Annotated in this window: 22 protein-coding genes; 20 read left to right on the forward strand and 2 right to left on the reverse strand. The window is 45.8% G+C overall.

Annotated elements, in window-relative coordinates; translation table 11 throughout:
- The first annotated feature begins 12 nt into the window (after positions 1–12).
- From ACI3EW_RS00610 to ACI3EW_RS00695, 18 genes are all read left to right on the forward strand, one after another.
- Positions 13–318: a hypothetical protein gene (locus ACI3EW_RS00610; protein ID WP_405580516.1), complete on the forward strand. Its 306-nt coding sequence runs from the start codon at positions 13–15 to the stop codon at positions 316–318.
- A gap of 104 nt (positions 319–422) precedes the next feature.
- Positions 423–575: a DUF3789 domain-containing protein gene (locus tag ACI3EW_RS00615; RefSeq protein WP_405580513.1), complete on the forward strand. Its 153-nt coding sequence runs from the start codon at positions 423–425 to the stop codon at positions 573–575.
- Positions 535–864 carry a plasmid mobilization protein gene (locus ACI3EW_RS00620; RefSeq protein WP_405580510.1) on the forward strand — a complete coding sequence of 110 codons (330 nt, stop codon included), beginning with the start codon at positions 535–537 and terminating at the stop codon, positions 862–864. The genes ACI3EW_RS00615 and ACI3EW_RS00620 overlap by 41 nt, the downstream gene beginning before the upstream one ends.
- The gene (locus tag ACI3EW_RS00625; protein ID WP_405582671.1) at positions 864–2,294 is read left to right on the forward strand and encodes a relaxase/mobilization nuclease domain-containing protein; all 1,431 of its coding nucleotides are present in this window, start codon (positions 864–866) and stop codon (positions 2,292–2,294) included. The genes ACI3EW_RS00620 and ACI3EW_RS00625 overlap by 1 nt, the downstream gene beginning before the upstream one ends.
- Positions 2,236–3,069, forward strand: coding sequence for a PcfB family protein (locus ACI3EW_RS00630; protein ID WP_405582673.1), 834 nt, complete (start codon positions 2,236–2,238; stop codon positions 3,067–3,069). The genes ACI3EW_RS00625 and ACI3EW_RS00630 overlap by 59 nt, the downstream gene beginning before the upstream one ends.
- Positions 3,070–3,933: a hypothetical protein gene (locus ACI3EW_RS00635; RefSeq protein ID WP_416329956.1), complete on the forward strand. Its 864-nt coding sequence runs from the start codon at positions 3,070–3,072 to the stop codon at positions 3,931–3,933. It abuts the gene before it with no gap.
- A gap of 15 nt (positions 3,934–3,948) precedes the next feature.
- Positions 3,949–4,146: a hypothetical protein gene (locus tag ACI3EW_RS00640; RefSeq protein WP_416329955.1), complete on the forward strand. Its 198-nt coding sequence runs from the start codon at positions 3,949–3,951 to the stop codon at positions 4,144–4,146.
- Entirely contained in the window at positions 4,133–5,923 is a 1,791-nt protein-coding gene (locus ACI3EW_RS00645; protein WP_416329954.1) for a VirD4-like conjugal transfer protein, CD1115 family, read from the forward strand. The genes ACI3EW_RS00640 and ACI3EW_RS00645 overlap by 14 nt, the downstream gene beginning before the upstream one ends.
- A 14-nt stretch (positions 5,924–5,937) precedes the next feature.
- Positions 5,938–6,288 carry a glutamyl-tRNA amidotransferase gene (locus tag ACI3EW_RS00650; protein ID WP_066578255.1) on the forward strand — a complete coding sequence of 117 codons (351 nt, stop codon included), beginning with the start codon at positions 5,938–5,940 and terminating at the stop codon, positions 6,286–6,288.
- Positions 6,289–6,393: 105 nt separating this feature from the next.
- Entirely contained in the window at positions 6,394–7,230 is an 837-nt protein-coding gene (locus tag ACI3EW_RS00655; protein ID WP_405578882.1) for a VirB6/TrbL-like conjugal transfer protein, CD1112 family, read from the forward strand.
- 76 nt (positions 7,231–7,306) lie between these two features.
- Positions 7,307–7,642: a hypothetical protein gene (locus tag ACI3EW_RS00660; RefSeq protein WP_066578250.1), complete on the forward strand. Its 336-nt coding sequence runs from the start codon at positions 7,307–7,309 to the stop codon at positions 7,640–7,642.
- Entirely contained in the window at positions 7,642–7,977 is a 336-nt protein-coding gene (locus ACI3EW_RS00665; protein ID WP_405578879.1) for a hypothetical protein, read from the forward strand. The genes ACI3EW_RS00660 and ACI3EW_RS00665 overlap by 1 nt, the downstream gene beginning before the upstream one ends.
- Before the next feature lie 71 nt (positions 7,978–8,048).
- Positions 8,049–8,486 (forward strand): PrgI family protein, encoded by a 438-nt coding sequence (locus tag ACI3EW_RS00670; protein WP_405578876.1) that lies wholly within the window; start codon positions 8,049–8,051, stop codon positions 8,484–8,486.
- Positions 8,470–10,803: a VirB4-like conjugal transfer ATPase, CD1110 family gene (locus tag ACI3EW_RS00675; protein ID WP_405578873.1), complete on the forward strand. Its 2,334-nt coding sequence runs from the start codon at positions 8,470–8,472 to the stop codon at positions 10,801–10,803. The genes ACI3EW_RS00670 and ACI3EW_RS00675 overlap by 17 nt, the downstream gene beginning before the upstream one ends.
- A 4-nt stretch (positions 10,804–10,807) precedes the next feature.
- Positions 10,808–11,632, forward strand: coding sequence for a DNA-methyltransferase (locus ACI3EW_RS00680; protein ID WP_405578870.1), 825 nt, complete (start codon positions 10,808–10,810; stop codon positions 11,630–11,632).
- The gene (locus ACI3EW_RS00685; RefSeq protein ID WP_405578867.1) at positions 11,619–12,023 is read left to right on the forward strand and encodes a DUF6075 family protein; all 405 of its coding nucleotides are present in this window, start codon (positions 11,619–11,621) and stop codon (positions 12,021–12,023) included. The genes ACI3EW_RS00680 and ACI3EW_RS00685 overlap by 14 nt, the downstream gene beginning before the upstream one ends.
- A 42-nt stretch (positions 12,024–12,065) precedes the next feature.
- Positions 12,066–12,839, forward strand: coding sequence for a class B sortase (srtB, locus tag ACI3EW_RS00690; protein WP_405578901.1), 774 nt, complete (start codon positions 12,066–12,068; stop codon positions 12,837–12,839).
- Between the two features lie 35 nt (positions 12,840–12,874).
- On the forward strand, positions 12,875–14,671 hold the full coding sequence (locus ACI3EW_RS00695) for a lysozyme family protein (RefSeq protein WP_405578864.1): 1,797 nt from the start codon (positions 12,875–12,877) through the stop codon (positions 14,669–14,671).
- A gap of 23 nt (positions 14,672–14,694) precedes the next feature.
- On the opposite strand, the gene ACI3EW_RS00700 is transcribed toward ACI3EW_RS00695, so the two are convergent.
- Both ACI3EW_RS00700 and ACI3EW_RS00705 read right to left on the reverse strand, forming a co-directional pair.
- Complete coding sequence (locus tag ACI3EW_RS00700; protein ID WP_463668442.1) at positions 14,695–15,048, reverse strand: helix-turn-helix domain-containing protein; 354 nt, start codon at positions 15,046–15,048, stop codon at positions 14,695–14,697.
- Between the two features lie 174 nt (positions 15,049–15,222).
- Positions 15,223–16,188, reverse strand: a complete 966-nt coding sequence (locus ACI3EW_RS00705) for a helix-turn-helix domain-containing protein (protein ID WP_405578861.1) — start codon at positions 16,186–16,188, stop codon at positions 15,223–15,225.
- Between the two features lie 189 nt (positions 16,189–16,377).
- Between ACI3EW_RS00705 and ACI3EW_RS00710 the strand changes: the two genes are divergently transcribed.
- Together ACI3EW_RS00710 and ACI3EW_RS00715 are read left to right on the forward strand one after the other, a co-directional pair.
- The gene (locus ACI3EW_RS00710) at positions 16,378–16,986 is read left to right on the forward strand and encodes an MptD family putative ECF transporter S component (RefSeq protein WP_405578858.1); all 609 of its coding nucleotides are present in this window, start codon (positions 16,378–16,380) and stop codon (positions 16,984–16,986) included.
- Positions 16,983–17,696: an energy-coupling factor transporter transmembrane component T gene (locus tag ACI3EW_RS00715; protein WP_405578855.1), complete on the forward strand. Its 714-nt coding sequence runs from the start codon at positions 16,983–16,985 to the stop codon at positions 17,694–17,696. The genes ACI3EW_RS00710 and ACI3EW_RS00715 overlap by 4 nt, the downstream gene beginning before the upstream one ends.
- Positions 17,697–17,706: the final 10 nt, after the last annotated feature.

Genomic DNA, 17,706 nt, shown 5'->3' on the forward strand with positions numbered 1-17,706 from the left:
AGGAATGAACCATTGAAAAAGTATGATGTAACGCTCACAGGACACTATGAAAAGACCATTTCCGTCTATGCCGACAGCACCGAACAGGCGGCGGAAAAAGTTAAAACCATTCTCTTTGACACCGACCTTATCGAGTTTTCCGATGAGGATTTTGTCTGCGGAGAAGCCGATATTCAGGACGCTGACAAGGATGGTATGGAAGAAAACGGGGTAAAGACTGAGGGAGAGGACGAGTGTCTGGAGCAGGATTGTTCGGACTGTCCGTACTTCTGCCCCGTATGCCAAGAATGTATGTATGAGGACGAGTGTGAAGAATAAGTCTTACCAAGCACTGAATTTGATTATCCATCTGGCGATGGAACGCAAATTCGCTTGTTAGGGGCTGTCCCCTAATACCCCAATGAAGAAAGGAGCTTTTAAGAATGAGCGAGTTTTTATGCTTTATCATCGGTACAATGATTGGCGGCTTGACGGGTGTGGTCGTCATGTGCCTGATGCAGATAAACAGGCTCTCCGAAAAGGAGGTAGATAAAAGTGAGAAACCGAAACGTGCAGATACTTTTCCGACTGAATGACGAGGAAGCCGAACAGCTCCAAATCCTTGTGGAGCGTTCTGGGCGTACCAGAGAAGCGTTCCTAAGAGAAATGGTAAAGGGATACCGCCTGTGCGAGAAGCCTGACCCAGAGTTTTATAAGATGATGCGAGAGCTGTCTGCCATCGGCAACCGTGTCAACCAGCTTGCGGCGAAAGCCAACGCCCTTGATTTTGTGGACGCACCTATGCTCCGTGAGGAAGCCAAGCGGTGGCATGAATTTCAAGTCGCTGTCCGAAAGAAATACCTGCTTCCCATAAAAGCGTCCTGATGGCGGTCTGCGAAATATGGGATGTGCAAGGCAGGCTCGACCATCCTATCGACTATGCCCAAAATCCAGAAAAGACCGCCAATCCAAAATACAGTGAAAGTGATTTACAGGCACTGGTAGATGTGATGGAGTATGCCACGAATAAGAATAAGACGATAACTGACGATAAGGCGGAACAACGTTTCTTTGTCACAGGCGTGAACTGCGACCCCGCCATAGCGAGGGAGGAGATGATGATTGCCAAGCATCAGTGGAATGACGAGAGTAAGATTGTATGCTACCACGGCTTCCAGAGCTTTAAGCATGGAGAAGTCACGCCAGAGGTTGCCCATGAGGTAGGCGTAAAGTTGGCGGAGAGGATGTGGGGCGACAGATTTCAGGTCATTGTAGCCACCCACTTAAATACCGAGTGTCTGCATAACCACTTTGTCGTAAATTCTGTTTCTTTTGCGGACGGGAAACATTATCACGACAACAAGAAAAATCTGCGGCTGTTCCGCAGGCATTCTGATGAATTGTGCAGGGAATATGCCCTGTCTGTCATTGAACACCCAAGCGGCAGGAAAAAGCCATACGCCCTTTACCAAGCCGAAAAGCAGGGGCGACCTACGAGGGACAATGTGGCACGTCAGGCAGTAGACGAAGCGGTTTCCAAATCCTTTACACTGAAAGACTTTGACCGTGAGCTTGCGTCTATGGGTTATCGGATAAACCTTGACCCCAACCGCAAATACTGGACGATTATCGGGAAAGGGTGGCAAAGACCGAAGCGGCTTTATAAGCTCGGAGAGGACTATACCAATGAGAGGATATTGGAGCGTATCAGGGAAAATTCCTATGCGGTCAAATTCCAGAGCTTTTCCAGAGCGCAGCCGCAGACAAGAGTATACCGTGTCAAAGGCACTTTGAAGAACGCTAAGAAAATCGGCGGGCTGCGGGGGCTGTATCTTCATTACTGCTATAAGCTCGGTATCCTGCCGAAAAACAGGAAACAGAATTATGCACGGCTTCACTATCTGCTGAAAGATGATTTGATGAAGATGGAAGCTATCACACAGGAAACAAGGCTGCTCTGCCGCTGTCACATCGATACCACAGAGCAGCTTTGTGTTTATAAAAACTCTCTGCAATCCGAAATGACCGAGCTGACCGAACAGCGAAAGGGGCTTTATTCCAAATCCCGAACATCTGTCGGGCAAGAAAAAGAAGCGGTCAGGGCTCGGCTTACAAAGATTACAGAGCGCATGAAATTTTTACGGAAGGAGGTCAGACTGTGCGAGGGTATTGAAGCCCGCAGCGATACTCTCAGAGAAAAATTAAAAGTGATACGGGCAGACGAGAAGGAACAGAACGGAAAGGAGCTGATAAAGGATGAACACAGGAGGCGAAGCGGCGGAACAAATCGTCCGAATGAGCTTGGAGGGATTTGAGGTCGCTGTCAAAATCACGGGGGCGGGAGCGAAAAATATTGCTATCCTCTTATATTCCATTCTCAAAGAGGAAAAGAAAACAAAAGGTAAGGCGAGATTGACGAGTATGCTGCGTTCTGGGAAAGAACTGAAAGTCTTTACGGTCAGGAAAGGCGATTTGCAGAAATTTACGCAGGAAGCGAAAAAGTATGGTGTTCTCTACTGTGTCCTTACAGACCGTAAGAACAAAGACCCCAATGCGGAGGTGGACGTGATTGCCAGAGCCGAGGACGCATCGAAAATCAGCCGTATCGTGGAACGCTTTAACTTGGCGTCGGTAGATACCGCCGCCATTGTGCAGGAGGCAGAGAAATCCCAAGACCGAAAAGTGGTATCGCAGGAAGGAAAGGACGGTCAGCCAGAGCCAGATGTCGGCGTGCAGGAAAAAGCGGAGAAGGACAAGCTCATGGACGCCCTTATGGGAAAGCCTGTCCAGAAGGAGGAGAACGCCCCAAACCCCTCGGTGGCAAAGACAGAAAAATCCCCTCTGTCCGAGCCTACCTCAGAGCAGCCAAAGAAATCCGCAGAGGGGGCTATTATGACTAAGACAGAGAAGCCGTCAGTCAGAGAAGAACTGCGGAAAATCAAGGAGAGCCGAAAGGAACAGGAAGCCGATACTTCCTCTGTCGGCAAAGAAAAATCTTCCGATAAGGCGAAGAAACAGCGTGTGGGAAAGACGGAGCATAAGCAGCCGCCGAAGCGGAAGAAATCAAAAAGAGCGAAAGGAGCGAGATAAATGAGTATTTATGATGTTTTCAATAATGGCAGCCGTCCTTTTAATAAAGAGGAGTGGGCTGCACAGAAGCAGGCGCAGCGTCAGGAAGCCTATGAGCTGATTGACAATACCTGCGAAAAAATGATGGGAAACACAGAGGCGTTCCGCCAGTACCTTGATGTGCAGGGACGGTTTGACCGCTATTCTGTGAATAATGCCATTTTAGTATCAGCACAAATGCCTAAAGCGACGCAGTTGAAGGAAAAGGCGGCTTGGAAGCAGAGCCGAACCTATGTAAATAAGGAGGCGAGAAAGGTCGTTATCCTTGAGCCGAGCAAGGAATATACCCGTGACGACGGCACGAAAGCGGTAGGTTATAATGCCAAAGAGGTTTATGACGTTTCCGAAACCTCGGCAAAGGACAGACAGCAGCTGCAGGAGGGGAAATCTATCCGTGAGCTTGTGTCGGCGCTGATTGACGCAAGCCCTGTCGGTTTTCAGCCTGTGGAGGAATTGGAAGTTCCTGCTTTCTATGACGGCTCCCAACAGACGATTTTTATCAGGACGGGGCTTTCCGAGGAACAGCTTTTTGTGAGTATGTCAAAGGAAGTTGCGGCGGCAGTCTTTGATTTTAAATATAACGAGAGCCGTGACGCTTCTGAGTTTAAATCCTTTTGTGTCGCCTATATGGTCAGCTCCCGTTACGGCGTAGACACCAGAGGGTTTCAGTTTGGAAAGCTGCCTAAAGAGTATGAGGGAATGGACACGCAGGCGTTCAAAGGCGAGCTTGGCTCGATGCGTGATGTCATGGGCGAAATCCAGAGCGATATGTATAAGAGCATGGAGAAGAACAAGCCGCCGAAGTCTAAAGAGCAGGAACGCTAAGGGGAGGTGCAGCCGATGAAAGAGGAACGCTATTATATCGCCCTCGATAAGTATGATAAGAATATCGTGCTGAACGCACTCAATACCCTGCGGACACAGCAGATACAGGAGGAACGCCCCACCGACCCTGTTGATGAACTGATAAGTACGGTAGCCCATGCCCCGACCAAGAAAGTCAGGGTTGTGAATAGTAGGTGCTATGCGGAGCGATGAGAATAAGACGAGCCTAATCCTTGCCGTATGCGGAATGATTCCTGTTGTATGGCTTGCCCTGCTGACAGCTCCTTATGTCAGCGGCGGCATCGTGGAGATAATCAGCGGTTTATCCGCCGCAATCAGTCAGCCATTTTCCATAACGGTATGTGAGGACAGCATAAGGACTGTCCTTCTTTTTTTGCTTGCTTATGGGATGGGTATCGGCATCTTTCTTTCCACACGCAGGAACTACCGCAGGCGGGAGGAACACGGCTCGGCAAAATGGGGCAGCGCAGGTGTGCTGAATAAAAAGTACCGTGATAAAGACCCGACCCAGAACAAGCTGCTGACCCAGAATGTCCGTATCGGTCTGAATGGGAAAAAGCACCGCCGCAACTTAAATATTTTAGTCTGCGGCGGCTCTGGGGCAGGTAAGACCCGCTTTTTTTGTAAGCCCAACGCCATGCAGTGCAATACTTCAATGGTCATTTTAGACCCCAAGGGAGAGATTGTGCGGGATGTGGGTGGTCTTTTGGAAAAGAAAGGCTATGAGGTGCGGGTGCTTGATTTAATCAATATGCATAAGAGCCATTGCTACAATCCGTTTGTGTATCTGAGGAATGATAACGATGTGCAGCGTCTTGTGACTAATCTTTTTAAGGCGACCACGCCCAAAGGGAGTCAGTCACAAGACCCGTTCTGGGATACGGCGGCGAGTATGCTGCTTCTTTCCCTTGTGTTCTATCTGAAATACGAAGCGCCGCCTGACGAGCAGAATTTCCCGATGGTCATGGAGCTTTTACGGGCAGGCGAAGTCCATGAGGATGACGACAGCTATATCAGCCCTTTAGATGAGCTGTTTGACCGCCTTGAGATGGAAAATCCAGAGCATATCGCACTGAAATACTATCGCGATTACCACAGCGGAAGTGCCAAGACGCTAAAGAGCATCCAGATAACCCTTGCCGCACGGCTTGAAAAATTCAATCTGGAGAGCCTTGCGGGACTTACCGCTACCGATGAGCTTGACCTGCCCTCTCTGGGGGAAAAGAAAGTCGCCTTATTCGCCCTGATACCAGACAATGATACGAGCTTTAACTTCCTTGTGTCGATTTTATACACGCAGCTATTCCAACAGTTTTTTTACCTTGCCGACCACAGGTACGGCGGAAGCCTGCCCGTCCATTGCCATTTCATCATGGACGAATTTGCCAATGTTTCGCTGCCCGATGACTTCGATAAGATACTTTCGGTCATGAGGTCGAGAGGCGTGTCGGCCAGTATCATCCTTCAGAATCTGGCGCAGCTGAAAGCCCTGTTTGAAAAGCAATGGGAAAGCATTGTGGGGAATTGTGACAGCTTCTTATATTTGGGCGGCAATGAACAGAGTACCCACAAATATGTGTCGGAGCTGTTGGGAAAGGAAACCATTGATACCAACACCTATGGGAAAAGCTCTGGACGGAGTGGGAATTATTCTACCAACTATCAAATATCGGGGCGTGAACTTTTAACGCCAGACGAGGTGCGTATGCTTGACAACCGCTACGCACTTCTTTTTGTGCGCGGGGAACGTCCCGTGATGGACTTTAAGTATGATATTTTAAAACACCCCAATGTGAAACTGACAGCAGACGGAGGACAGCCGCCTTATCTTCACGGCGAGCCGACGCAGGCTGTCGCAACCCTTGTGTTTGACAGCGATATTCCGAAAAACGCTGTAAGCGTTGCGGCTGTCAGCACTTCCTACGAGCTTCTGTCCGAGGAGGATTTAGAAGAACAATTCCATTTATAAGGAGGATTTTATCTATGCGAATTTTCAAGAAAAAAGAAGAAACTACTAAGCTGCCTATGACTGGAAAAGTGAAAAAAGGTTTCCGTTTCTATTGTATGATGGTCATGGCGATGACCTTTTTGTTTGCAGCTTCCACGACTGCCTTTGCAGCCGATGACCCGATTACCGTAGTCAATAACCTTTCCGATTTTATTTTCGGTCTGGTAAGGGCTGTGGGAATGATTATGCTCGGCTTCGGTATCGTGCAGATTGGTCTGTCGCTGAAATCCCACGACCCTTCCCAGAGGGCGAATGGGTTCCTGACCCTTGCGGGCGGCGTTGTCATTACCTTTGCAAAGGAGATTTTGACGCTCATCACAGGCTGATAAAAGAGCAGCAGACAGAACAACCCATAGACACAAGACAGGACTTGCGGGGCAGCTTTATATTACGGCTTCCCCGTAAGCCGATTTTAGTAAGGAGGTGGTCGAATGTCTGATAACTGGGTGGTGCAGAATTTAGAGAACGCCCTAAACACTTGGAATGAGAAGTTAGCCGAGATATGGCAGCTCATTACCCAATCCCCAGAAAATTTTAAGGGCGGTGCGATATGGGATGTCATTGTAGATATTCATGGGGCGTTGCAGGCGATAGGGCTTGCCCTTTTGGTACTGTTTTTTGTGACAGGCGTGATGCGCACTTGCGGCAACTTTGCGGAGGTCAAACGACCAGAGCAGGCGTTGAAGCTGTTTATCCGCTTCGCCCTTGCCAAAGGTGCGGTCACTTATGGGCTGGAGCTGATGATGGCTCTGTTTCGGATTGTGCAGGGTATCATATCTACGATTATGAACGCCGCAGGCTTCGGGTCGGCACAACAGACCGTATTACCGCAGGAAATCGTTACGGCGGTTGAGGACTGCGGATTTTTTGAGAGTATCCCGCTATGGGCGGTCACGCTTATCGGCGGTCTGTTCATTACAGTACTTTCCTTCATTATGATTATGTCGGTGTACGGGAGATTTTTTAAGCTCTACCTTTATACCGCCATTGCCCCTGTTCCCCTTTCTGCCTTCGCAGGAGAGCCGAGCCAGAGCGTAGGAAAGAGCTTTATCAAGAGCTATGCCGCTGTGTGCCTTGAGGGGGCTATCATTGTACTTGCCTGCATCATATTTTCTGTATTTGCGGCTTCCCCGCCAGTGGTCAATCCAGATGCGGCGGCGGTATCTATGGTATGGAGCTATATCGGGGAGCTTGTTTTTAATATGCTTGTTTTAGTCGGGGCAATTAAAATGGCAGACCGTGTGGTACGGGAAATGATGGGCTTGTAAAAGGGTAGATTTTTCTTAGCCAATCGGTTATAATAAAAAGCAGGCAAAGAAATAGCATTTTTAAAGGAGGCTGTTTATGCTGAAATTAGAGATAAAAATGGATGAGGAAAAGATACTGGCGGAGCGCAAGTACCGTGTGGAAAGTATCTATCAGGCGTTGGAACAGGCGTTTTCCAGATATAAGCTGAACCAGACACAGGAAGCTGACGGAACGATTTGTTTTACAGGCAATGGAAATCCAAAAGACTATGGGGCGTTTGGGAGCATCATTACGTCCCTGAAGGAAAAAGCGTGGTTCATGGATTATGTAACAAAGTGGGTATGGTACAATAGCGACGATGGGGAAAATGAAGATGATTTTGCCGTAGAGGATGTTTTGTATCATTATACAAAGAGGTTAAGCGTGGCATAATGGCAAGGCGGGAAGCAAAGCATTTAAAAGCACTCTATTTTGACCTTCGTGTCAAAGACTTAAAAGAACACTTTTCGGAAACGAATCCGAATGGCGCTTATGGGAAGATACGGGATTATCTTTTGAAACGGGATTTTTCCCATGAACAGTATTCAGGGTATCACTCTAAGTACAAGACAACGGATTTGGAGATTTTTGACCTTATCCGTGAAATGAGCCGTGAATTAACATGGCTTCCCTACTGCTTAAATCATTTTGAAGTCACGAATATCGGTGCAAACCATGATTTAATGCAGCTATTTGAGGAAACAGTGCCAGAGCCAGAAATTTTATAAAAAGTATGATTGGAAATCGTCACTTCTAAGAGGTGGCGATTTTTTTATGTCCAAAAGGAGGTGCTATTTGATTGGAAGTCAAGATAAATAAGGAAATCCGCAATTATACGGAGAGTATGTTTTTTGGACTGTCGCTTCGGCAGTTCATTTTTTCTGTCCTTGCCTGCGGCGTGGCGGTGGGGCTATATTTCCTGCTCCGCCCGAAGTTCGGAACGGAAACCCTTAGTTGGGTGTGTATCTTAGGGGCGTTCCCCTTTGCCGCTATGGGTTTCATCAGATACAACGGGATGAGTGCAGAGCAGTTTGTCTGGGCGTGGATAAAATCGGAATTTCTCATGCCAAAGAAGATTCTATTTGCACCAGATAATCTCTACTATGAGGCGTTGAAGCCGAACATGGAAGCAAGGGAAAAGGGGCTGCCCGTTCCGTCCAAGAAACAGAAACCAGAGAAAAGGAAAGAAAAGAAATCAAAAAAGCGTAAGGAGGTAAGCCATGATAAAGACGCTTAGAAACCTGTTCAAGCAGGATAAGGAAAAATTTGCTGTACCGAAATCGGTGCAGGCGGTCATTCCCATGAAAACGGTCTGGGAGGACGGTATTTTCCTTGTGGGAAAGAACAAATATGCCAAGACCTTTCAGTTTGAGGACATCAATTATGCGGTGGCGAGCCGTGAGGACAAGGAAGCGATGTTTTTGGAATATTCCGAGCTTCTCAATGCCCTTGACAGCGGTGCGACCACCAAAATCACAATCAACAACCGCCGTTTGAACAAGGCGGATTTTGAACAGACCATTTTAATCCCGATGGCGCAGGACAGTCTGGACAAATACCGTAAGGAATACAACAAAATGCTGCTCGACAAGGTAACGGGCGCAAGCTCCATCGTGCAGGATAAGTATGTGACGGTATCTGTCTGCAAGAAGAATATCGAAGAAGCGAGAAACTATTTTGCCCGTGTCGGCGCAGACCTGATTTCCCATTTCAACCGTCTTGGCTCAAAGTGCAGGGAACTTGACGCAGGGGAAAAGCTCCGTATCTTCCATGACTTTTACCGCACGGGAGAGGAAACCGCTTTTTCGTTTGACATGGTGCAGTCCATGCGGAAAGGTCACGATTTTAAGGATTATATCTGCCCCGATACCTTTGAATTTGAAAAGGACTGTTTTAAGATGGGCAATCGGTACGGGCGTGTGATTTTTTTAAGGGAATATGCCGCCTATATCAAAGACAGCATGGTGGCGGAACTTTGCGAGCTGAACAGGAACATGATGCTGTCCGTTGACGTTGTTCCCGTTCCCACGGACGAAGCCGTGAGGGAGGTGGAAAACCGTCTTTTAGGTGTGGAAACAAATATAACGAACTGGCAGAGGAAGCAAAACCAGAACAACAATTTTTCCGCTGTTATCCCCTATGATTTGGAGCAGCAGCGCAGGGAGAGCAAGGAGTTTCTGGACGATTTGACGACCCGTGACCAGAGAATGATGTTTGCAGTGCTGACGATGGTGCATACCGCCGATACCAAAGAGCAGCTTGACAACGATACGGAAGCACTTTTGACTACGGCACGGAAGAATTTATGCCAGTTCGCCGTACTGAAATATCAGCAGATGGACGGTCTGAACACAGCCCTGCCCTTTGGCGTAAGGCGGATTGACGCATTAAGGACACTGACAACGGAGAGCCTTGCGGTGTTTATTCCCTTCCGAGTGCAGGAAATCTATCACGAAAAGGGTGTGTACTACGGGCAGAATGTGATTTCAAAAAATATGATTATCGCCAACCGACGCCACCTGCTGAACGGAAATTCCTTTATCCTCGGCGTGTCTGGCGCAGGAAAGTCCTTTACGGCAAAGGAGGAAATGACGAACATCATTCTCACAGACCCTAACGCCGATGTGATTATCATAGACCCAGAGAGAGAATATTCGCCCCTTGTGAAAGCCATGCAGGGCGAGGTTGTCCACATTTCCGCAACGAGTGAAAATCATATCAACGCTATGGACATGAATTCTGATTACGGTGACGGTGCAAACCCCGTTATCTTAAAATCGGAGTTTATTTTATCCCTTTGCGAGCAGCTCATCGGCGGCGCAAGTCTGGGAGCAAAGCAGAAATCCATTATTGACCGCTGTACGGCAGGCGTTTACCGTTACTATCAGCAGGGCAACTATATGGGAACGCCGCCCACCTTGCAGGACTTCCGTGAGGAGCTGTTAAAGCAGAATGAGCCAGAAGCACAGGAAATCGCCCTTGCCATTGAACTTTTTACAGACGGTTCTCTGAATACCTTTGCTAAGAACACCAATGTGGACACAAAGAGCCGACTTATCTGCTATGACATTTTAGACTTGGGAAAACAGTTGCAGCCCATCGGTATGCTTGTTGTCCTCGACAGCATTTTAAACCGTATCACGATGAACAGGGCGAAAGGCAGAAATACCTTTATTTTCATTGATGAGATTTACCTGCTCTTTCAGCATGAGTATTCCGCCAATTTCCTCTTTACGCTCTGGAAGCGTGTGCGGAAATATGGTGCATACTGCACAGGAATTACCCAGAATGTGGACGACCTTTTGCAGAGCCATACGGCAAGGACAATGCTTGCCAACAGTGAATTTATCATCATGCTGAATCAGGCATCCACGGACAGGATTGAGCTTGCCAAGCTCCTGAATATCTCTGACTTGCAGATGGGCTATATCACAAATGTGGGCGCAGGACAAGGACTTTTGAAAGTCGGCAGCTCCCTTGTACCGTTTGTCAATCAGTTCCCACGCAATACGGAACTTTATAAGCTGATGACGACGAAGTTCGGGGAGGTTTAACCCGATGTGCAGTGCGGAACTTTTACGGGCGCAGGTTGAAACAAGGGGATTGCATGACCAGATTTATCATGCCGATTGTATGGAGTTGTTTGCACAAATTCCCGATAATTATGTGTCACTTATCCTGACTGACCCGCCTTATGGTATCTCCTACCAAAACCATTTTACGAGAAGGAAACACCAGATATTGGAGGGAGATACAGGGATAGACTATGAAAGGTTTGCATGGGAAAGCTACCGTATTTTGCGTGAAAATTCCCACGCTTATTTTTTTACCCGTTTTGATTGCTACCCGTATCATTATGAATGTCTGAAACAGGCAGGATTTACGGTAAAGAATTGTTTGGTAGTGGAAAAAGGGGTGGTGGGCGGAATTGGTGACTTGAAAGGCAGTTACGCTAACAATGCGGAATGGATTATCTTCTGCCAGAAAGGACGGCGGGTATTTCAGCAAACCCGTCTGCTGAAAAATCGAAAAAAAGAAGGGACACAATTTCAGCGAGGGCGGGAGCCGAGTAAAAAATATAAAACACGGTTTCCAGCCTGTTGGTTTGGAGAGGAATATCCAAAGTCAACCTATAATTCTATTTGGCAGAAGAAAAGCAAGATATATCATCCGACGGTAAAGAATGTGGAGTTTTTATCATGGCTCATACAGATTTCCAGTCTACCCCAAGAGCTTGTTTTTGACGGTTTTATGGGGACAGGAAGCACGGCTCTGGCGGCGATGATGAACAGCAGGAGCTATTTAGGGGCGGAAATTAACGAAAACTATTTTGCAGTTGCACAAAAAAGGATTAAGGAGGTATTGGAAAATGGCGGATATTAGGTTTCGCAATGCAGCCCATCGAGATTTCTTTCTGGACAACATGATGAAATGCAGGGTAAATGACTGTTATCACAGGGCATTTTTCTATGTCATGGGTATCGCAGGAGAAACGAGGGCGAATATCAATCGGATGTTTGACTTTAAAAATGACTGTATCATACCAGAGGGGATGCACGGCGGATGGCAGACAAGCGGAACCGTCAAGGTCTGCCGCCTTGCCTTTAATCTCTGGAACAACTATGTAGAAGAAGGACGGGAGCAGAGCTTTACCCCAGAGGATTTATTCTGCTGTGAATTTGCCCCGTACTTTGTAGAGGGCATCAAGGTCAGGTATCCCGAATATTGCAGGGATTTACCCACGCCTAAGAAGCAGACCGAGCATACACGGTAAATCAGAAAATCAAATGAGTGAAAGGAAAGTAAGCCTATGAAATTGAAAAAATATCAACCTATTCTCTGTGTTATCGCCGCCGCTGCCTTTTTAGGTACGGCGGCTTTTTGTGGTTGGCATATCTATGACCACTATGCACAGATGGACGAGCAGGCGGAATTGTTTGGGGAGCTTTCCCAATTCGTGGAAAATGCCCCTGTGAAGGAAGAAACGCCAGAAGATACGCCCGTCAGCGAGGGAGAGGATATACTTGCCCAATATGAGGAGCTTTATTTGCAGAATGAAGATATGGTCGGTTGGATTTCCATTGATGGTACGAACATCAATTATCCCGTTATGCAGACGAAGGATAATCCCAACTATTATCTGAAGCACAATTTTGAAAAAGAATACAGTGATTTAGGTGTACCGTATATCCAAGAGAATTGCGACATCCTTACAAGTGACAATCTGATTATCTACGGTCATCACATCACAGGGCAGAGAATGTTCGGCGCATTGGAGAACTACAAGGACAAGGGTTTTTATGAGGAACACAGGACTATCCAATTTGATACCCTTACGGAACAGGCGGAGTATGAAATCGTTGCTGTGTTTAAGACTGTGGCGTACAGTGCCGAGGGCTATCGGTACTATGACTTTGCGGATGCGGAAAATGAGGAAGAATTTGACGCTTATATCGGAAAATGTAAAGAGCTTGCTCTTTATGACACAGGTGTGACCGCCGAATACGGCGACAAGCTCATTACCCTTTCCACCTGCGAATACTCCGCCCCAAATGGCAGGCTTGCAGTGGTGGCAAAAAAGGTCGTGTGATTTGGCTGTAATCCTTCTGGGAAAGGAGGTTTTGCATGGCTGATATAAAGACCAGAGATGCAGTCAAAGGCACGATAAAGACCATAGACAAAGCCGCCATTGCCAGTGAGCGCATGAAGTCCGTCTATGCCAAAACAAAGGATAAGGCGGAGCAGGGGTATTATGCGGAGGAAGGCTCTGCCACCGAATATGCGGCAGATAAACTCTCTTATACCGCAGACCGTGTAAAAGACGAGGGTATCCATCAATTCAATAAGCAGGGGCAGAAATCTGTTCAGGCGACAAAAGGAAATATTGTTAAGGCAAAGGAAAAGGCGGCAGAGTTTCAGCAGAAACGGGCAGCAAAAGCCGCTGAGAAGAAAAAGGCACGGGCTTCTGCAGAACAGAACGGCTCACAGCTCCGAAACGGAACAGTGAGCCATTCTTCTGCTCCCGATACTTCTGCGGATGGGAAAAGCCAGTTGATAAAGACCCGAAGGCAAGGCAGAAAAACAATAAAGACCACCGCCCAAAATGCAGAAAAAACGGTCAAATCCACAGCGAAAGGGACAATCAAGACGGCAGAAAAAAGTGTAAAAACCGCACAGGCAACCTCGAAAACGGCGATTAAGACCACGCAGCAGACCGCTAAATCAGCGCAGGCGGCAGCAAAGGCGTCTGCAATGTCAGCCCAGAAAGCGGCGCAGGCGGCGAAAGTCACGGCAAAAGCCACAGCCGAAGCGACAAAGGCGACGGTCAGGGCGGCAGTATCCGCAGTCAGGGCGATTATCGCAGGAACAAAGGCGTTGATTTCTGCCATTATCGCAGGCGGTTGGATTGCCGTATTGATTATCCTGATTGTTGTCATGCTCGGATGTGCCGTGTCCTTATTTGGCGGCGACAGCGAAAGCAATTCCTATACGCCTGTCAGCGCAGAGGTGGAAGCCTATGAGCCTTTGATACAGAAATACGCAAAACAGCATGGCATTCCCGAATATGTGGAGCTGATAAAAGCCGTGATGATGCAGGAAAGCGGAGGGCGTGGGAATGACCCGATGCAGGCTTCTGAGTGCGGTTATAATACCCGTTATCCGAACACACCCAATGGCATTACCGACCCAGAGTATTCTATCAACGTAGGCATCCAGAATTTAGCCGCCTGCTTATCTGCGGCAGAGGTGGAAAACCCGATTGATATGGAGCGTATCAAACTTGCTTTGCAGGGTTACAATTTTGGAAATGGATATATCTCATGGGCGAAAACCAACTATGGCGGATACTCCTATGCCAATGCGGTAGAGTTTTCTACCATACAGGCAGAACGGTTGGGATGGGAAAGCTACGGCGATACCCAGTATGTTTCCCATGTGCTTCGGTATTATCCATACGGGCGGGCGTTTACAAGCGGAGGCAATCAGGCGATTGTAGAGGTGGCTTTGACGCAGCTTGGCAATGAGGGTGGTCAGCCCTACTGGTCATGGTACGGATTTGATAGCCGTGAGGAATGGTGTGCTTGTTTTGTGTCATGGTGTGCTAATCAATGTGGGTATATTGAGAGTGGCATTCTTCCAAAATTTTCCCTTTGTTCGAACGGTGTGAATTGGTTTAAAAGCAACGGACAATGGCAGGATAAGAATTATGAGCCACAGGCAGGCGACATTATCTTTTACGATTGGAACGGAGATGGGACAACCGACCATGTGGGAATTGTGGAGAAAGCTGAAAATGGAATGGTTTATACAGTGGAAGGAAATACGAGCGATGCAGCTCATCCGAATGGAGATGTGGTCGCACAGCACAGCTATTCTATTGGCAGCAGTTTTATCTTTGGATATGGAACACCTGCCTATTAAAAAAGGCGAAAGAAAACCAGAGGTCATTCCTCTGGCTCTTTTGCCTTACATATAGCTTTCGCGGTTCCCTCAATAATTCTCATCTCTCTATCGTCAAAGGTATCGAGAAGTGCATCGACTTGTCTGCGTAGAGAACTTTTTTTCGTTTGCTTATCTAAAAATATGTATTCATCTGCCGATATATGGAACATTGTGATAAGTTGAACGAATAACTGAAAACTTGGATACTGCCCTTCATTTTCAACAGATTGGAGATGGCGTGGTGTAATATCAAGCTGTTCGGCTAACTGTTCTCTTGTTATCCCGCTTCGTTCACGGGCTGCCTTGATAGCTTGTCCTATCTGCATAAAGTCAAAATTTGCATCAATCTCATTCAAAATAGACACCCTCTTTCCGTGAAATATTACTTATATATTTTAAGGAAACAGGAATTCTTATTAAACGAGATACAATATCTTGATATAAGAGATAAAACTTCTTGTAATAGGAGATAAAATGCAGATATATAAAAAGGACAGAGAATTTTCTCTCTGTCCTGTAATCTGTAAAAATTATCTTCGTTGAGCCATTTTTCTATATTCATTTGGGAACAATCCTGTACTTTTTTTGAATATATTAGCAAAACGCCCTGCATTACTGTATCCAACAGCAACTGCAATCTGTTCTACCGTAAAATCAGTAGTTGTGAGCAAATTTTCAGCATGGCTTAACCGTCTTTGGCTAATGTAATCTGTAATGGTACAGCTATAAATCTGCTTGAATAATGTTTTAAATTTTGTTCTGCCCATACATGCAATACGGCAAAGATTATCAACTGAAATATCACAATTAAAGTGGTCGTTGATATAAGCGATAACATTTTCAAGAGATTTCATATCTTGTTTTGAAATCTGCACTTCCTGTACCTGTTTTTGCCTGTGATTGTAGTCAATAACAAGTGAAATTGCTTCTGCAACCTTTCCCTCATAAAAAAGTTTTGCCGCTATACCTTCGCCACGATAATTCCATATCTGATGTAACAGACTAATCATTTCTGGAAAATTATCAGTCCAAGAAATATTATGGAATGCTTCGTGTGGGGCAACATATTCATTCGGGAAACTCTCTTGCAGATACTTTTCATAATAAGCAGGCATGATTTCAATTTCAATAGTGCGGATAGGTATATTTTTATGTATGAGGGTCATACATGGTTTGTTGCCACCTATAAAACATTTCACACATCCTGCTGTCAGGCGGCGATAAGGAGAAATTTCTTCGCCCGATATTGACTCATACAGACAAATGTCTAAACATTCCCTTTGTTCTAAGTCGTAAAAAGAATCTTCAAAAAAATAGAAATCGTGGATTTTTATGTCGTATAAGTCCTTTTGACCATAAATCCAAAAAACACCATTTCCCATTTCTGATGGAATGGAATATAGTTTGCCGATAGGATTAAATTCGTTGCTTATTGCTTTTTCACGAAATCCATTTTTGATAAGTTCTTCGTGATAGTAATTTCCAATTTCCAACATGTCTCACCATTCTTTCATACATTTTGGTCGTTTTGTCATACGTTTTGGGCTTTCCTTGTGCAAAGATATTGGAGGAAGGCACCGTCAAGAGTATAATGAATATTAAAGTTAGAAATAACTAACACGATTATATCACGACTGAAAATATAAGTCAATTCGTGAAAAAATCAGAAAATGGAGGAATTTAATATGTCTATTCAAACACAGGCGAAAAAAGGACTGACGGTTAAGGATTTGATTGTTATTGGAGTATTTACGGCTATTCTGTCTGTATGCTCCATGATAGGAGGAACAATCTTTGCTGTTACGCCGACACTTACTTTTTATTACCCAATTGGAGCAGCTTTGCTGCCAGGACCCGTTTTTCTGCTTTTAATGGCTAAAGTGCCAAAAAGAGGAACACTTACAATTATTGGTATATTATTAGCGACTATTGGTTTTATATTAGGAATGCACTGGGCAATGTGTCTCGGCGGTTTGATAGGAGCTGTTCTTGCAGATTTTCTTGCGGGACTGAAAGGGTATCACAGCAAAAAAGTGAATATTTTGGCATATATTGTATATTCATTAGGCTCAACAGGAACATATCTTGCTTATTTTATCAATCCAGAAGCATGGGCGGGTACAATGCTGAAAAACGGTACTACGCAGGATTACATTGATGCTATGCAGTCTGCCGCAGATTGGTGGGTACTTGTTGTTATGTATATTGGAACGATTTTAGTAGCAGGCATTAGTGGATATGTTGGAAGCAAAATGTTGAAAAAGCAATTTGAGAAAGCAGGTATTACAGCATGACCCTTCAGTTAGAACACAAAACCAGATTTCTTAATTTTGACCCTCGGACAAAAATTATTTTGATAGGTCTTTGTGCTTTAACAGCAACTACAACACCCACATTGCAGTATGAGTGTATTCTGATTGCGTTTATTGCCGTATATGGCGTTTTATCTGGGAAAATTAGATATACCATAATCGGAACGGCATTCTATTCTATTTTATATGGATTTACGATGCTGTTTTTACAGGATGGGGTAGGTACAGCTCATACAATGTTTATTGCTTGGCTTAGCCTGTTTTTCAAGGTATATCCTTGCGGTTTACTTTCGGGGATTGTGCTTTCGACAACAAGAGTAAATGAATTTTTATCCGCCATGAACAAAGCGCATATTCCTAAAAAGGTGGTTGTTCCCTTTGCGGTTATGCTTCGTTATTTCCCAACTGTTCGGGAGGATTGGCGCTACATAAAGGATGCAATGCGGCTAAGAGATGTATCGCCATCATTTAGGAGTTTTATAAAAAATCCGAGTATGGCAATAGAGTGTGTATATGTTCCTCTCCTTATGGCAGCTTCTAAAGCAGCAGATGAGCTTTCGATTGCAGCAGTAACAAGGGGAATTGAAAATCCTTTGCCGCGCACTTGTATTGTTCAGATACGCTTTAGGATAAGAGATATATTGATAATAGGTTGTTTTTCTGCATTATTTGTCGTGGGCTTGTTTGTATAGGAGGACATAT

It is taken from the genome of Pilosibacter rotomagensis, from assembly GCF_045062245.2.
GTDB lineage: Bacteria > Bacillota > Clostridia > Lachnospirales > Lachnospiraceae > Pilosibacter.

What these genes read in the sequence shown, in the direction of transcription:
- ACI3EW_RS00705 (WP_405578861.1), bottom strand. Translation starts at nt 16,188, where the DNA reads ATGTTGGAAATTGGAAATTACTATCACGAAGAACTTATCAAAAATGGA.
- ACI3EW_RS00615 (WP_405580513.1), top strand. Translation starts at nt 423, where the DNA reads ATGAGCGAGTTTTTATGCTTTATCATCGGTACAATGATTGGCGGCTTG.
- ACI3EW_RS00655 (WP_405578882.1), top strand. Translation starts at nt 6,394, where the DNA reads ATGTCTGATAACTGGGTGGTGCAGAATTTAGAGAACGCCCTAAACACT.
- ACI3EW_RS00635 (WP_416329956.1), top strand. Translation starts at nt 3,070, where the DNA reads ATGAGTATTTATGATGTTTTCAATAATGGCAGCCGTCCTTTTAATAAA.
- ACI3EW_RS00625 (WP_405582671.1), top strand. Translation starts at nt 864, where the DNA reads ATGGCGGTCTGCGAAATATGGGATGTGCAAGGCAGGCTCGACCATCCT.
- ACI3EW_RS00650 (WP_066578255.1), top strand. Translation starts at nt 5,938, where the DNA reads ATGCGAATTTTCAAGAAAAAAGAAGAAACTACTAAGCTGCCTATGACT.
- ACI3EW_RS00675 (WP_405578873.1), top strand. Translation starts at nt 8,470, where the DNA reads ATGATAAAGACGCTTAGAAACCTGTTCAAGCAGGATAAGGAAAAATTT.
- ACI3EW_RS00680 (WP_405578870.1), top strand. Translation starts at nt 10,808, where the DNA reads ATGTGCAGTGCGGAACTTTTACGGGCGCAGGTTGAAACAAGGGGATTG.
- ACI3EW_RS00630 (WP_405582673.1), top strand. Translation starts at nt 2,236, where the DNA reads ATGAACACAGGAGGCGAAGCGGCGGAACAAATCGTCCGAATGAGCTTG.
- ACI3EW_RS00685 (WP_405578867.1), top strand. Translation starts at nt 11,619, where the DNA reads ATGGCGGATATTAGGTTTCGCAATGCAGCCCATCGAGATTTCTTTCTG.
- ACI3EW_RS00710 (WP_405578858.1), top strand. Translation starts at nt 16,378, where the DNA reads ATGTCTATTCAAACACAGGCGAAAAAAGGACTGACGGTTAAGGATTTG.
- ACI3EW_RS00645 (WP_416329954.1), top strand. Translation starts at nt 4,133, where the DNA reads ATGCGGAGCGATGAGAATAAGACGAGCCTAATCCTTGCCGTATGCGGA.
- ACI3EW_RS00695 (WP_405578864.1), top strand. Translation starts at nt 12,875, where the DNA reads ATGGCTGATATAAAGACCAGAGATGCAGTCAAAGGCACGATAAAGACC.
- ACI3EW_RS00660 (WP_066578250.1), top strand. Translation starts at nt 7,307, where the DNA reads ATGCTGAAATTAGAGATAAAAATGGATGAGGAAAAGATACTGGCGGAG.
- ACI3EW_RS00665 (WP_405578879.1), top strand. Translation starts at nt 7,642, where the DNA reads ATGGCAAGGCGGGAAGCAAAGCATTTAAAAGCACTCTATTTTGACCTT.
- ACI3EW_RS00640 (WP_416329955.1), top strand. Translation starts at nt 3,949, where the DNA reads ATGAAAGAGGAACGCTATTATATCGCCCTCGATAAGTATGATAAGAAT.
- ACI3EW_RS00715 (WP_405578855.1), top strand. Translation starts at nt 16,983, where the DNA reads ATGACCCTTCAGTTAGAACACAAAACCAGATTTCTTAATTTTGACCCT.